The 15,311-nt window shown below is 54.7% G+C and carries 13 protein-coding genes; 2 read left to right on the forward strand and 11 right to left on the reverse strand.

Annotation, left to right across the window (positions count from 1 at the left end; translation table 11 throughout):
* Nucleotides 1-112 precede the first annotated feature (112 nt).
* From ACN0RL_RS10310 to clrA, 8 genes are all read right to left on the reverse strand, one after another.
* On the reverse strand, nucleotides 113-1,168 hold the full coding sequence (locus tag ACN0RL_RS10310) for a cytochrome-c peroxidase (protein WP_417516383.1): 1,056 nt from the start codon (nucleotides 1,166-1,168) through the stop codon (nucleotides 113-115).
* A 153-nt stretch (nucleotides 1,169-1,321) separates the two neighbouring features.
* Complete coding sequence (locus tag ACN0RL_RS10315; protein ID WP_417516385.1) at nucleotides 1,322-3,430, reverse strand: TonB-dependent receptor domain-containing protein; 2,109 nt, start codon at nucleotides 3,428-3,430, stop codon at nucleotides 1,322-1,324.
* Between the two features lie 89 nt (nucleotides 3,431-3,519).
* A complete protein-coding gene (locus ACN0RL_RS10320; RefSeq protein ID WP_417516387.1) occupies nucleotides 3,520-5,391 on the reverse strand; it encodes a WD40/YVTN/BNR-like repeat-containing protein in 1,872 nt (623 codons plus the stop codon).
* 25 nt (nucleotides 5,392-5,416) lie between these two features.
* A complete protein-coding gene (locus ACN0RL_RS10325; RefSeq protein ID WP_417516389.1) occupies nucleotides 5,417-6,508 on the reverse strand; it encodes a P-loop NTPase in 1,092 nt (363 codons plus the stop codon).
* Nucleotides 6,509-6,518: 10 nt separating this feature from the next.
* The gene (locus ACN0RL_RS10330) at nucleotides 6,519-7,349 is read right to left on the reverse strand and encodes an ethylbenzene dehydrogenase-related protein (RefSeq protein ID WP_417516391.1); all 831 of its coding nucleotides are present in this window, start codon (nucleotides 7,347-7,349) and stop codon (nucleotides 6,519-6,521) included.
* Between the two features lie 30 nt (nucleotides 7,350-7,379).
* Nucleotides 7,380-8,123 (reverse strand): molecular chaperone TorD family protein, encoded by a 744-nt coding sequence (locus ACN0RL_RS10335; RefSeq protein WP_417516393.1) that lies wholly within the window; start codon nucleotides 8,121-8,123, stop codon nucleotides 7,380-7,382.
* A gap of 16 nt (nucleotides 8,124-8,139) precedes the next feature.
* On the reverse strand, nucleotides 8,140-9,120 hold the full coding sequence (clrB, locus tag ACN0RL_RS10340; RefSeq protein WP_417516395.1) for a chlorate reductase subunit beta: 981 nt from the start codon (nucleotides 9,118-9,120) through the stop codon (nucleotides 8,140-8,142).
* 12 nt (nucleotides 9,121-9,132) lie between these two features.
* Entirely contained in the window at nucleotides 9,133-11,904 is a 2,772-nt protein-coding gene (gene clrA, locus ACN0RL_RS10345; protein ID WP_417516397.1) for a chlorate reductase subunit alpha, read from the reverse strand.
* 363 nt (nucleotides 11,905-12,267) lie between these two features.
* Here clrA and ACN0RL_RS10350 point away from each other — a divergent pair, with 363 nt between their 5' ends.
* Nucleotides 12,268-12,585, forward strand: coding sequence for a c-type cytochrome (locus ACN0RL_RS10350; protein ID WP_417516399.1), 318 nt, complete (start codon nucleotides 12,268-12,270; stop codon nucleotides 12,583-12,585).
* 117 nt (nucleotides 12,586-12,702) lie between these two features.
* On the opposite strand, the gene ACN0RL_RS10355 is transcribed toward ACN0RL_RS10350, so the two are convergent.
* On the reverse strand, nucleotides 12,703-12,906 hold the full coding sequence (locus ACN0RL_RS10355; RefSeq protein ID WP_417516401.1) for a DUF2892 domain-containing protein: 204 nt from the start codon (nucleotides 12,904-12,906) through the stop codon (nucleotides 12,703-12,705).
* Between the two features lie 57 nt (nucleotides 12,907-12,963).
* The gene (locus ACN0RL_RS10360) at nucleotides 12,964-13,641 is read right to left on the reverse strand and encodes a DUF2959 domain-containing protein (protein ID WP_417516403.1); all 678 of its coding nucleotides are present in this window, start codon (nucleotides 13,639-13,641) and stop codon (nucleotides 12,964-12,966) included.
* A gap of 78 nt (nucleotides 13,642-13,719) precedes the next feature.
* Between ACN0RL_RS10360 and ACN0RL_RS10365 the strand changes: the two genes are divergently transcribed.
* Nucleotides 13,720-14,178, forward strand: coding sequence for a YchJ family protein (locus ACN0RL_RS10365; RefSeq protein ID WP_417516405.1), 459 nt, complete (start codon nucleotides 13,720-13,722; stop codon nucleotides 14,176-14,178).
* 33 nt (nucleotides 14,179-14,211) lie between these two features.
* On the opposite strand, the gene ACN0RL_RS10370 is transcribed toward ACN0RL_RS10365, so the two are convergent.
* Nucleotides 14,212-15,300, reverse strand: coding sequence for an NAD(P)-dependent alcohol dehydrogenase (locus ACN0RL_RS10370; protein WP_417516407.1), 1,089 nt, complete (start codon nucleotides 15,298-15,300; stop codon nucleotides 14,212-14,214).
* Nucleotides 15,301-15,311 lie beyond the last annotated feature (11 nt).

Raw genomic sequence — 15,311 nt, forward strand, 5'->3', positions numbered from 1 at the left:
ACTGGAGGGGTGTGGCGGCTGAGCGCTGGCCTCTGACCCTGCATCCCGGGTGTGTCTGCCCGGGATACAGCGCTACAGATTGCAGATTAAGCTTTCACATGGCCTGTGCGTATTATTCAGGTAAAACCATCGATACCGGCCTTGGGGTATCGTCTGTGCTGGGTGGCAATTCCGGGTACCGGACTTCCGGGATTTTGCCTGTCAGCGTTTTCAAAAACGCGGTGATAGACTTCACTTCGCCATCTGTCAGCTCAGTACCCAACTGCGATGTACTCATAACCGCTACAGCTTCTTCCAGGCTCCAGACTACACCAGAGTGGAAATAAGGAGCCGTCAGCTCAATGTTACGTAAGGGTGCAGCCCGGAATACGTACTCATCGGTGGCGGTAGAAGTCACCTCAAAGCGGCCCTTGTCACCCACCGGCAGAACCTCTGCGCCAGGCTTCATTACCAAGCCAAATGGGTAATAGCCCTGACCACCCAGGTTGGTACCGGCATGGCAGGCCACACAGCCCTTGTCCATAAACAGCGCCAGGCCTTCTTTTTCCTGCTCATTCAGAGCCGCCGTATCACCACGCAGAAACTTGTCAAAATCAGCATCCGGCGTAATCAGTGTCGCTTCAAACGCCTCAATCGCGATCGCCATGTTGTCGAAAGTGACCGGGTCTTTCTGGCCCGGGAATGCATTGCCAAACTTTTCAACATAAAGCGGCATACTCTTCAGAGTCGCAACTACACGCTCCGGAGTGCTGCTCATTTCAACGCCCGCCTGAACCGGGCCCTTAGCCTGTTCGGCCAGGTCGGCAGCACGGCCATCCCAGAACTGGGCAGCGTTAAACACTGCGTTGAACACCGTTGGCGAGTTGCGCGGGCCTTTTTGCCAGCCGTGGCCAATAGAGACGGGAAGGTAATCGTGCCCGCCCATACCTACGTTGTGGCAGGTGTTGCAACTGATCAGATGGCTTGAGGACAAGCGCGGCTCAAAAAACAGCATCTTGCCAAGATCCAGTTTTGCTTCCGTGAGCTCATTACCGTCAATAACCGGTGGGTATTGCGGTACCGCCGAAAACATGGTCCCCGCCCGTTCCTGCAGGTCTGTAGCCATGACTGCTCCCGCAGAAATGCCCAAGCTTACAGCGATAGCCATCTTCAATGCTTGGTGTTTCATTTTTCTCTCCCTGTTCACTTCTGTCATTTACAGAACCTCTGAAATCAACCTAACAGAATGTCCATGTTTGTAAATAAACAGGGAGCTACCGGCATGATTACCGGTAGCAAAATTGACGACCGTCAAATTCCTGAATTCACCATCATAAAGGGATTAAAACGAGTAGGTTGCAGAAAGCCACAAACGCCGCCCTTCTTCCGAATTTGCGTACAGGTTTCCATACTCGGCGCCATTGTCGTACGAGCGGTACTCAACAAAGTCCTCATCCATCAGATTGTAGATGGTGGCACTGAACCCCAGGTTCTCTGAAGCCTGGTACTGGCCACCAAGGCTAACCAGAGTGACGGATTTGAAGTTTCCGAGATCGTCATAGGATGCGGCACCCCGAATACGGTCCCGCGCACGGTAGCGCTCGCTTTCGTATTGGGCTTTGACAAAGGCTGACCAGCGTGCAGAAGGAACCCAGCGCAGCGAGACGTTGGCCATGTGCTCAGGCGTATCAGTAAGAGGCTCACCTTCGTTCGGCCCGGTTTTCTGTTCGCTGTCGGTATAAGTGTAGTTCGCCGCCAGGCGCCAATCCTGAGCGAAGGGTACTGAACCATGCAACTCCACCCCCTGGGTGACCGCTTCATCAATATTCACATCCTGGCCGAATACGTCCGCCAGTGGCCAGTTGCCCCGATCAACACAACCCGGGCGGTTAGGATCCTGAGCATAGCTGCAGTTCAGCAGGTCTGGCCCTTCGGCAATCTTGTCTGTGAATTCGTTGTAAAAGACCGTTGCTCCCACGCTATAACCGGCGGGCTTTTCGTAGATCACTGCAAGCTCAGTGGAGGTTGATTTCTCGGGTTGCAGATCCGGATTGCCGAACAAGGGGATCGTACCCTGCCCCGTAAAACCGATAACACCGGGGGCGAGCTGCTCAAGCCCCGGCGTTTTATAGCCGCGACTCACACCGCCCTTGAAGGTCAGCTCCGGCGTGGAGTTCCACACAAGATAGGCCCGAGGGCTGAACTGGCCGCCGAAGGAGTCGTGATTGTCATATCGTCCACCAAGCGTAAGCGCAAGATCGTCAGCAAGGAACCACTCGTCTTCAACAAACAGCGCCTGAGTTGTTTGCTTGAACTCTTCCACGGCAACACCATCGGTCATCCGCGCATCAAACCACTGGCCACCCACAGTCACCACATGATTGGCGAGGGGCATAACCAGTTTGCTGTCGATCACACGGTTCTCGGTTTTCAGCTCCCGGTCAGATCCCGGCACTTTGCCGGGAACACCTTCCGGAATGACCCGGCCGGTGGTTTCGGTAAGGTTCCTCATGATACTGGTTTCGAGGTTACCAATTGAAAACCGGCCGTTGTGGCCAACAGCGAACTGATCACGATCAAATTCCTGCTCCGGGCCGTAACCACTCACTCCCAGAGTACCCAATTGGCCCTCAGAGTTATCGTAGTCCTGCCTGCTGCTTTCAATATCCAGCCATAAATCGTTCGACTCATTGGGCGTGACCGTAACGCGCCCACCAACGGTGTACTGTTCAGACTCCACCGGGCTGGGACCGCGGGTGCTTACTTCAATTGGATCGCCGTTCAGGTCGAGAAACTCCAGTTCGGACTCATCCCGTTCAAACCAGCGACCACGCAGCTGCAGACCGATCAGGTTATCCACCAGCGGGCCGCTAGTATAGGCGCTGTAGGCCCGGCTGTTACCAAAATCACTATCCTGATTGAGAGTAGTTTCTGCAGTGAGGGAGGATGCCCATTCAGGGCTGACTTTGCGGGTGATAATGTTGATAACACCGCCCATGGCATCGGATCCGTAAAGGGTCGACATGGGGCCGCGTACAACTTCAATGCGTTCAATAGCGGATGGCGGTGGCATGAAGCTGGTGGCGGTTTCGCCAAAACCATTTGGGGTTACGCTGCCAGCGGTGTTCTGCCGGCGACCGTCAATAAGAATCAGTGTGTATTCAGCCGGCATACCGCGCATACGTATATCAAAGCCGCCAGTTTTCCCCGCAGAGCCACCAACATCCACACCTTCCACATCATCCAGAATTTCCGTGAGACTGAACGCTTGTTTATTGCGGATCTCTTCACCGGAGATAACTGTGATACTGGCTGGCGCAGCAGTCTGGCTTTGCTCAAAACCAGAGGCGGTTACGACCAACTCACCCAGCTCCGTGGGCTGCGCCTGCGCAGACGAGTTGAACACTATCGCGCTGCAGGCCGCGCCCACCAATGTCCGGTAAAACAACATATCATCCTTCCTTTTTGATCGATGTCAGAAAGGTGCGAATGATATTACTTATCGTTTACAAATAGCAATACGTCTCGTTTATGGTGGAGTCAGGATTCCTTTGTGTTCCGTCGGCGCAACACCGTTCCTCTGTCACCCACGGCGTAAACCGCTCCACTACGGGTGGCGTAAACCGCGCGCAAGCCGGCATCACTGCCGCTGGGCTCAGTTACCCACTGGTCGCCATCAAGGCGCAGTACACAACCCCTGGTTCCCACAGCGAAGGCGCCGGCAGCATCGGAACCCGATATGGAAAGCAGATCTTCCCGCAGACGGGTGGCCATCTGCTGCCAGCGATGGCCATTGAAGTGGGCCAATGTGCCCGACAAGCCTACCGCGTATATATTGTTCAGACTCTCGCCCCAGATACCGTAAAGAAAGTTTTCGGTACCCACGTTGAAATCGCTCCATTCTTTGCCGTTGTATCTCAGCACCAGCCCGAAGTCGCCGGGCGCCAGCATGTGTTCGTCATCCATGGCCCAAAGGCTGTAAAGCGCCGACTGGGTTCCGCTGGGCATACGCTGCCAACGCAGGCCGTCAAAGTGCAGCACCAGACCCTCATCGCCCACCGCGTAAAGGGATTCAGGGCTACTGCCCCACATGGCAAGAATGGTGAGGTCCAGATTCAGATCGTAATGCCGCGCCCATTGCTGGCCATCAAAGCGGTAAATGCGCCCGAGTTGGCCTGCCGCAAACAGTCCGGCGCCGGTATCCCACAGGCAGTGCACCGACAGGTCACTGGGCGCCGGTAACAGTTCCCAACTTTCACCTTGCAGGCGCATCACCGTGCCGGATTCACCACAGGCATAGCAGGTCCCATCGGGGCCTTCGGTAAATCCCCAAAGCTGACCTTTGGTCGGCACAGCCATGGCTTCCCAGGGGCTGGCGGCAGCGGCCATAGGCAGCGGCGCCAGTGCCTGAGTGAAATCTTCTGCAGCCGTCATAATGGTGCCGAAATCGCCTACTGCCAGAGCTTCGCCAGTGGGTAGAACAATAATATCCATAAGGTCATGGCGGCTATTGCTCTCCAGCTTATCCAGCCGCAGATCCTTGAAATAGTACAAATGGCCCTGATCGCCAACAATCAGTACGCCATCTTTATAAGGCTTGAGAGCCCTCAGGCGTGGCATCGGATCGTCAAATTTGAGCGCCTGGAACTGGCCGTTCTGGTAGCGCACCAGTTCGCCCCGAAAGCCGCCCTGATCAACGAAGTACCGGCCACCACCCAACAGCAAAGAGCCATCCTCCATCACCAATAAGGAATGAAACCCGGAACCCAGCGGGCAATCCAGTTTTGTCCACAATCCTTCGCTGTCTCGTTGAAGCACCGTGCCTTCGCCGCCGGCGGCGTATACCGTGTTATCGGGCGCGCAGGCTACTGCCCGCAGGTTGACCTGGGTCGGGCTTTGTTCGCGCTGCCAGTTGGTGCCATCAAAGTACAAAATCATGCCGTCGTCACCGACCGCCCAGGCCTCGCCCTGGTCGTTACCATCAATAGCGAACAACGGCGTATTTTCTTCGCAGGCGGCAAAACGCCCGCCTTTATCGTCAATCACCCCACCCCGAAGCAATTGCCATTGCGCACCATCATAGTGCAGGAGCGCACCCATCCAGCCGACGGCAAAGAGGTTATCGGCAGCGGGCCCCCAGATACCGTGCAGTGGCAGGCGCGTTGGCATCGTCATAGGCTGCCACTGCGGCCCGCCAGCATCGCCGCTACCGGTATAACGCAGCACCATGCCTTCGTCACCTACAACAAACAGCTCGCCGTTTCCGGTCCAGCCCGACCACAATACATCACCGTCACCAGCTCCTACTTCCGGAACCCGGTGCCAGGGTGCACGGCCTGGCGCAGAGGCAGAATCCGTACCCAGCAGCTGGCGAAAAAAACGACGGCGGTCAGGCGCACGAGTGTCAGACATGGCAATAGTCTCGGATAAGAGTGTGTCAGGAAGGGTCGTTACTGTTACCCAGCAAAGATTCCAGCTGTTGACGCAGAGCCTCTCGTTGCTCTGGCGGGACGGCTCCCAGCGCCTGCTCAAGTTCGTCGCTCTGCAGTCCGGCCTGTGTGAGCCCGTGCAATGAATGAGTTGCTGCTTCAGCAAAACCAGCCCGGGCGTGGGCCACACAGGCAGCGACAGCAGAAGCAAAGGCTTGCGCCTCCGGTCCCTCTGGTTCAGACAGTACAACAGGAACACCGGTATCAGAACCACTGGACAGCGCCAACGATAACGGGATTTGCGCTACAGACTCCACTTCGGCTGCGGCCAGAGCTTCTGCCAGATGCGAGCGGGGAAATACATGGAAATGACCGCTGCAGTGGGGGCAGGTTACGCCCGCCATATTTTCCACCACGCCAATCAACGGCATGCCACGCTCCTGGCAAAAACGCACAGCTTTAAGGCTATCCATCAACGCCACTTCCTGCGGTGTGGTGGCCAGCAGTGCTGCCACGTCGTGGCCTTCGAGCATGTCCGCCAGGGTGATCAACTCGTTACCGGTTCCTGGCGGCATATCAATCACCAGAAAATCCAGCGGGCCCCAATCAAATGAACCGATCAGGTGATGCATGAAGTCGTGTTTGTAGGCATCACGCCAGACGATGGGCGTGTCGTCGCGCTCCATCATGAACGCCAAAGAGCCTACTTTTACCGGATGTTCGAGGCCAAAGAACTCAAAGTCTTTCGGTGGGAGGCCGTGTTTGCCCAAGCGCACCCTTTCGCCTACAAAACCAAAAAAGCGGCTCTGATTCGGGCCATGGATGTCGGCATCTGCCACGCCTACCCGATAACCCTGGGCCGCCAGTCCCGCCGCTACGTTGGCCGATACGGTGCTTTTACCCACCCCGCCCTTGTTGGCCATTACCATGATGATCTGGCCAATCTGTGCCAACCGCGATTCAATCAGGCGTTTTTCGTGCTGACCCTTGTCCAGCTTGCACGTTTCTTCGTGCGGACAAAACTGGCAGGCATGGCCCAGGCCACAGTCCTCTGGCACCAGAGCCAACGGATCACGGGGTGGGAAATGGGAAACCGACATAGCCGAGTCCTTACTTCGCTGCATCACTGTCCAGACTTGTGTCCAACAGGATCCAGGTGTGGGTTACACGTTTGTTGCCATCGCGTTCGTTATCACTACCCTGCCACACGGCAAAGCCCATGGGCACGGTTTCGCGATCAAGATTCACGTCGAACTCGCCGTCGGATTCAAACGGCCGCGACATCACAACGTGCCATTCCCTGTCGACAGGAACCTCATCGGTAAAATAATGGCTGGCACCTGTCACGTTCTGTTGCGGCAAACTGGTCGTGCTGCCATAACCGCCAGCCGCCAGGTTTTCGATCTGGTTTTTCCCGGCGCGCCAGTACCAGATGTTTACCGGATCGTCGTGGCCAGAACCCATCATGTATGACGTATCTGTGTCGTTCAGGGCAAACTGCACCGCCACGCCGTCACTGTATTCGTCTACCGTGGTTTTGTGATCTTCGCTGGCATCCTTCCAGCGCAAACGAATGTAGAAGCGTTCATCCGAACGGGCTACCTGAAAATACAGATGCTTGGTACGTGTGGAGCCTTCTTCAAAACGCAAGCCAACGGACTGGTGCACCGGTGGTGCCGGCAGCAGAGCCGTGCGGTATTCAGGTACGCGATCCCAGATCAGGTCGTCCGGGTCATCCTGAGTACGCAGATAGATGTCACCGGGGATACGCGACACCTTCACAGTGTCCCAGGGCTTCACCTCGGTCACATTCGGGTTTCTGTCGCTGTGATCGGCCAGCGCGGTGGCACTTGCCAGCATGCAAGCCGCCAGTGTAAGCGTTCCGGTTAGCCGGCCAATACGGTTTACCAGAAGGCCTTTTTTTGTGTTTTGCGATGTCATGGCATGGTTCCTCATGCTAATCGATTGGATTCAGTCCCACATGGGCTGGCTGGCGAGTTCGGGTCCGGCTTTTTTTGCACCTTCTTCAGGGCTCGGCCCTACCTGGCTTTCCAGCGCCAGTTGTTGCGTATGGGTCCAGTCCGGAAGCACCTGCACCAGATGGGCCAGATGGGCATCCAGACCGTGCTGATTCTCTTGGGCATATCCCGCGCGAACGGCCTGTAACAAGGGCCTCAGGTAACGCACCAAAAAATCCCTTTGGGCGCGCCGGTAGGGCGATGCGTCGCGGTTGTGTTGCAGAGCCTGAGCCTCCAGATGACACAACAGCGCACAGAATTCCAACATCGCTAACAGATGATCAGGCTGATCCTTGTGGCCTTCATCTTCTACCGCTGCGGTCAGGCCAAAGTGGGTATAGAACGCCTGCACATTCAGCATGTAGGCGCCAGGTGTCAGGCCACCAATAAGGCTGCCGTAGGCACTTGCAACCAGCGGCACCCTGGGTTTACCCAGCTTTCCGTGAATGAAAGTTGCCATATAGCCCACTTGCAGATCTTCAGAGCTGGAGCTTGCTGCCAGAGCCGGCCAAGGCTCACCACCCAGTGTTTGCCAGGCGTCGTTGAGCGCCGCTTGCAGGCGCCCATCGGCCAGAGCCTCCCAGGTTTCTTCCAGTGGATAACCCAGGGCTACAGCTGCAAGGCGATAAATTGCCCCGCGGGCTTCGGCACGCTCAAGTTCATGCTGCCGGACAGCGAGCGCTGTTAATTGCGTCATTGCGAGCCTCCCGGCTTCAGCTCAACTTGAACATTTCGGAATGTTTGTAGCCGATCAGAATGTCCATCAGTTCACTGCCTTTGCCATCAGCCTTAGCCTGACGGGCCGCAGCCAAAGTATCGAGAGCCTCGCCCGTGCGGGGGCCAAACAGGCTTTCAAGGTAAGACAGCGGTATTCGGGACTCGTCCAGCTGTTCACCGTTTTCGCCAAATTTTGGCGGTGACATGGGCGGCACATAGAACACGTTGGGCTGAGTACCCCACTCTGCATGCAGCGGCAGCGCTACTTTATATTTCTCTACCAGCTGGTGAATCGGTCCGTCTTCATCATCGCGGTAGCCTATCCAGCGAATACGCCCCACACATTGCTGGGCGCAGGCGGTGGGCAGGCCTTTTTCAATACGCGGGTAGCAGAAAATGCACTTCTCGGATTTGGAAATCTGCTCGTTGAAGTAGATTTTCTTGTACGGGCAGGCGTTTACGCAGTAACGGTAGCCACGGCAGCGTTCCTGATCCACCAGCACGATGCCGTCTTCCTGGCGCTTGTAAATCGCATTACGGGTACAGGCAGCCAGACACGCCGGGTTGGCGCAGTGGTTGCACAAGCGTGGCAGGTAAAAGTAGTAGCTGTTGGGGTAGTCGCCCTCGCCTTCGTCTTCGTCCCAGTTGGCGCCCCAGGTGGGCTTCACATTAGGACGCAGCCAGGGGTCGGTACCGGTCATCAGCGCTTCTTCGTAGTTGTACTCCCAGGGTACGCCATAGTCTTCCTGGCTCGGCTGACGCCCAAGGCGCAAAGCTCCGTCGGCATCAAAACCACCGCCCATGTTCTCGTAATCTCGCGGATAACCTTTGCCAGGCTGGGATTCCACGTTGTTCCAGTACATGAACTCACGGCCGTTTCGGTTGGTCCACATGAGTTTGCAGGCTGCAGTGCAGGTCTGGCAGCCGATGCATTTATTCAAATCCATGACCATGCTGAGTTGGCGTTTAACAGTCATGATAATCTCCTCTTAAACGGCTCGTGGGTCGGTGATGTCTTCAGGCTTTGCCAGCTCTATGTCGTAGCAGCTTTCATGTATGTGCTGGTTGGCGTTCCATCCGCAATACACGAACTTCAGATGGCCCCAACCGCCCGCCAATTCCAGCGGCTGCAGGAAGATCGCATTGGACACGTTCATGTTTCTGCGGTGAATGTACTGATGCGGCTCCCAGCCGTGTTCCATCATGATCGAGTTCACCGGAATGCTCGGATAGAACTTGGCCTGGGCGAAAAAGTCGCCGTTGGCGTTGAACAACCGAACCGTATCTCCGTCTTTAATACCGCGCTGCTCGGCCAGCTGCGGATTGATGTAGATGTTTGGCTCACCCCGCTGCAAACGCAGCAGATACTTGTTGCTGCGCCAGTTGGAGTGGATACCCCAGCGCGCGTGCGGTGAGTAGAACTCCAGGGGGTAGTTGGAGGCTTTCGGCCCTGCGTGCAGGCGCGCCGTGGGCACCACCGACTTGAGCTTCTCGAACCATGGGTGGTCACAATAAAACGTAATGCGACCGGTCAGGGTGTCGTAAGGCTTCTTGCCATCGGTTTGCGCGGTAAACGGGTCGTAGCCTCTGTCAGGCTCTAAAGGCTGGTTCAGGCCGGCGTGCTCGTTCATCACAATGAAGCCTTTTTCAGCGGCTTCTTCGATGGTGACACCGCCGAACTCGGGGGAATCTTCAATGATGTGTTTAAGCACATCGTAATCGGTGTTCAATGTACCCTGGCGGGTAAAGTCGTCGTGAATGGTGTGTAGGTCACGGGTTACGTCGCCATCCTGAATCGGGCCAATACCGCGGGCAATCGCACGTTCCTGGATTTTCCTGGTCAGCAACGCCATGATTTCCCAATCCGGCTTGGATTCACCTACCGGCTCTACCGAACGGGTAAAAATATTGGCGAAGCGGTGGTAACCCTGAGTACGGATATCCCAGGCTTCGTAATGGCTGGCGGCCGGCAGTACGTAGTCAGCCCACTCAGCGGTGGAGTCCATGCGCACGTTGATGTTCACATACAGCTCTTCAGCCTGGCGCAAGTGCTCTTCGCGATACTTCTTGCTCATCTTGTTGCGGCGGAAGGTGTTGTCTGCGATGGAAATCATGCCTTTGATTTCGCCGTAGTACGGCATCCAGCCTTTTTCCATGGACTCGTTCATCATCTCTTCCATCTCATCGAGATCGAAGCCGACGCGCTCTTTCAATTTCTTGTTGTCGAAGTGCTTGCGAGCGCCTTCCATCATGCCGCCGCGCAGGAACTCACCCAAACCACCGGCTTCCAGGCGGGCTGACTTCTTGCCTTCAAAGCCTGCCAGTTCCCACCAGCGCGGGTGATTCCACACAACCCAGGAGGTGTCCAGACCACCGGTACGGCCGCCGTGGCCGGTCAGCGCCAGCGTCAGCGCATAACCCCAGCCGGTGTACAGGCAGTTGGAGTAGCTGGAGGTAACATAACCCAACATGATGATGGCTTTTTTGGCCTTCGCCAGGTGGCGCGCTTCCTGACGCACGATGTCCGGATGAATACCGGTTTTTTCCTGGGTATTTTCCGGCGTGTATTTGGCCGCTTCTTTTTTCACATGCTCGAACGACGTGGTTACTTTAATACCGTTAACTTCGAAGGTGCCTTCCAGGGCCGGGTCAACGTCGCCCAAGGCCAGGGTCTTGTCGTCATCGCCCATCGAGCCTTTAACGCGTACCGCCTGATTGGTGTTCAAGTCCCAGTGATAGAACACTTCAATCGAGCCGCCCTCCACCAGGTCCGCTTCACGCAACAGTTTGGCGTTGTCGGCACGTACCAGCATAGGCAGATCGGTCTGCTCTTTCATGAACGCCGGCTTGTACAGTTTTTCCTCAATGATCACGTTAACCAGCGACATCGCCAGGAACGGGTCGGAACCCTGTTCGATGGGCACCCACAAGTCGGTGTGGATAGCGCTGGGGTTGTAGTCTGGTGAGGTGCTGACAATGCGTGCACCGTTGTACTTGGCTTCCCAGATATAATGGGCGTCCGGAATACGGGTAGCGTTCGGGTTGATCATGCCCAACATGATGTAATCGGCGTCGAACCAGGCGTCGGAAGAGAAGCTTTCCAGCGGGTTGCCGTACGCCAGATGAGCGCCGGTCATCAAGTCGCCAACTACGGTAAAGCCGTCAAGCTGAATGCCGCCAACCAGGGCCGCAAAACGTGCAGGGCCCGAATGGCGAACCATGGTCTGGTTACCGGAACCCTGGTGAGTTTTCAGCTTGCCGGGGCCGTGTTTGACAAAAATATCGATGATCTTGTCGGCTACTTCTTCAGTAGCCTGATCCCAGGAGATGCGCTGCCATTTGCCTTCGCCACGCTCGCCAGCACGTTTGAGCGGGTAACGCAGGCGGTCAGCTTCGTACATGGACGTGGAATGAATCGCGCCTTTCTGACAACCACGGGGGTTTGCGTCGGGAATATTCGTATGAATCTGGGGGTATTTGGCAATCTGTTCCTCGCGGATGACGATGCCGTCTTTAACATACACATCCCACGCGCAGTTACCCATGCAGTTAATGCAGTGCGCAGCGTGGCCTACGCTATCCCAGGTCCACTCATTTCGGTACAGGTCTTCCCAGTCACGGTAGGGATATTCTGTGGCCAGGGTGTCTTCGATCGGCTGCAGCCGGTTCAGTGCCCAAACATTGCCACTGAGCATCACCCCGGTGCCAGTTGCGCCCAGACCTTTGAGGAAATCGCGGCGCTTCATCTTCCACATTCCCATGACTTTCTCCTCATCAACAATCGCCTTTTGTCGCCGGTTGAAGCCGGCAAAGGCTGACATATGACCTTTTAGCCACACTCGAAATTAACGAGTTGTCCGATGGGAATAATTATCATATAAAAGCAAATATTATAATTTAACGTAAACGTTTTCTGCACCGGTCAACGCTTATAAAATTAGCATAGATTAAAAATTTTCAGCTGTCGTAAAATACCTATTGCCACGGGTTGCTGGCTAAATCTTGATGCACGTCAAGCTTCGCCCCTGACACATTTATTTCTTACTTGTAAAGAAGCACAATCCCGGCGCTTACTTTTATACTGTCAAAGGTTCTGAACGATCAGTCAGGTATGGGAGATGAAAATGAAAACCATAAATAAAAAACTAATATTGATTGCGGTTATTACCGGCGGTTTTGCACTGCCCGTTATGGCAGCTGATGCGGCGGCCGGCGCGGAAAAAATCGCGACCTGTGTCGCCTGCCACGGCGCCGATGGCCAATCCAGTGCCCCGATCTACCCCAATCTTGCCGGCCAATCAGCAGGGTATCTTGAATCGGCGCTTAAAGCCTATCGCGCTGGCGAGCGGCAAGGCGGCATGTCAGCGGTTATGACACCACAGGCCACAAAGCTGACAGACGAAGATATTGCAGATTTGTCTGCCTATTACAGTGCGCAATAAAAAACTTTTATTATCATAATATGAATTAAACGGCTATTAATGATGATTTATAAATACATGTTATATCCGGAAACTTTTGTTTTATCAGGAATCAAGATTTTTATTTACAAAATCTGTTCAGTTGAAAGCTGTTCCGGATTGTTTTCCCAAAGCTTTCAGGATTTTCGCCAAAGGGCAAAACCCGGTAAAAGCGGCCTGAAACAGGTTTGCACCTACAAATACGGTAAACCACAGCCAGTTAACGGAATGCAGTTGCGACAAGACAACACTGAGAACAATAAACGCTCCCGCAATGGCAAACACGAGACGCTCAATAGACATGGTAATCACCTATGAAAAGTTCAGGCAACAGGCCACAAGCCGAGGCTATTGCCAGAGTTAAACGGATCCTTCACGGAACCGCTGTATAAACGCCTCGGATTCTGCGATGGATACTTCCATATCGTGAACCAGGCTATCCACATCCTGACGAATCTGTCCTAACTCCTCTTCCAGAGAACCGATCGCCTGGGCATTGAGATTGTGTTTCAGGAAAAGCACCTGATCTTCAAATGCCTCCAGCACCGGATCCATGCGTTTTTCCACCTGATGCATGCGAGCAATCAGGCTGTTGTATAGCTCACGGGTTTCATCGAGCCTGCGCTTACTGGTTTTGCGTAGTGACGCACTTTCGTAGAGATCCAGTTCATCTTCCCACTCATCAAACAACGCGCCAGACACATCTTCAACCGCCTCGATGCGGTCCCGTACCTTGTTTGCAGACTTCAGGCTCTTATCGTAAGCATCACTGATAACGTCATATTTTTCCTGCAGCCCGGTTTCAGGCGTATCCACTACGCTCTGAAACCGCTCCAGCGACGAGCGGAAGGTTTCGCGGGCATCGCTTTGCGAATCCCGGGCATCCCCGACCCTGTCCACCAGAATGTCGCGCTTTTCAACGCCGAGCTTTTCCATGGTGCTGTAATACATCGAGCTGCAACCACTGAACACCAGCAACAGGCAGAACAGAGCACTTAGCCGGCTAACAGAAGAACCTGAGCAGGGTTGTTTTAACATGGTTTGAATCAATCCTTTTGTGTCTGAGTGCGGTTGTTATACTGCAGGCTTAAATCCCTGACGCACACACTACAGATAATGCCTGAGCAAACTACTATCCCATACTGCCCCTGCGGCAGCCAGACCTCTTACACAGACTGCTGCCAGCGCTATCACCATGGGGCCATAGCTGACACGCCCGAAACATTGATGCGCTCGCGCTTTACCGCATTTTTTCTGAAACTCGAAGACTACCTGCGCGCAAGCTGGCACGCCAGCACACGGCCGGCAGAGCTTGATCTGGATAATACTCCGGACTGGGCATCGCTGCGTATTCTGGAAAGCGGCCAGAACGGCGACAATGGCAATGTACACTTTCAAGCCATTTACCGGCTCAATCCGGGCTGGGGCTACCTGCAGGAACACTCGAAATTTTTACGGGAAAACGGGCGCTGGTATTACCTGGAAGGCCAGCCTCACGAAGGCGTCCTGAAGCCTGGACGCAATGAACCCTGCCCCTGTGGAAGCGGTAAGAAATTCAAAACCTGTTGTCTTTGAGGAGGCGAGAATTCGCCTCCTCATGGGTAATGGTCAACCCACTTTCAAAACCGGCTTGATAGTAACGCCGCTTGCTGAGTCTTCAAACGCCTGATTAATCTGATCAAACTCATAGAACTTGACCAGTTTATCAAACGGAAACTTGCCCGCTTTGTAGTACGCGATCAGCTGCGGAATAAACACCCGGGGGATGGAATCGCCCTCGATGACGCCGATCATGCTTTTACCTTCGGCCATCAGGTCGTTGTGGATATCAAGATTCACCTCAGGCGTAATGCCAACAATTGCAACGGTACCCAGTGGCCGCAAAGCATTCAGCGATTGTTTCACAACCTGAGGAACTCCCGTGGTTTCCACAGCATAATGGCTGCCACCGCCGGTGAGTTTATTGATTTCAGCCACAACATCTACATCTTTGCCATTGAAAGTGTGGGTCGCGCCGAGTTCTTTGGCCAAAGCAAGACGACTATCATGCACATCCAAAGCAATGATGTGCAGACAACCGGTAATCCTGGCAGCCATAATCGCACTCAGCCCCACAGCGCCTGCACCATAGACCACAATACTTGAACCAAATTCCGGCTTAAGGCGATTCAGCACAGTTCCAGCGCCTGTCTGGATGCCGCACCCCAAAGGCCCCAGCAGCGCCAGATCGACATCCGGATCAACTTTTACTGCATTCCTGGACTTGGCAATGGCATAGGTTGCAAATGACGACTGACCAAAAAAGGTCGCCAGTGACTGATTATCCTGGGCTAATCGTCGACTGCCATCGTCCATGGCACCGCCAAAGTTAAGATCGTTAAAGGTATCGCAAACGGTTGGGTGGCCGGTCAGGCAGTGTCCACAGTTGCCACAGTGAGCAAAGGACAGCACCACATGATCGCCGGCTTGCAGATCGGATACGCCTGCACCTACTTCATCTACAACGCCAGCCCCCTCATGGCCAAGCACGATCGGGAAAGGCGCTATCCCGAGATCCCGCGCAACAACGTCGGTATGGCAAACGCCTGCTGCCACAATCCGCACGCGTATTTCGTCAAATTCAGGCTTTGCCAATTGAACAGTTTCCAGCGTGAACGATTCACCCTGGCTATGGGTTACTGCGGCTTTTATGTCCATCAATATGACCT

It is taken from the genome of Marinobacter sp. (assembly GCF_048259445.1).
Classification (GTDB): Bacteria; Pseudomonadota; Gammaproteobacteria; order Pseudomonadales; family Oleiphilaceae; genus Marinobacter.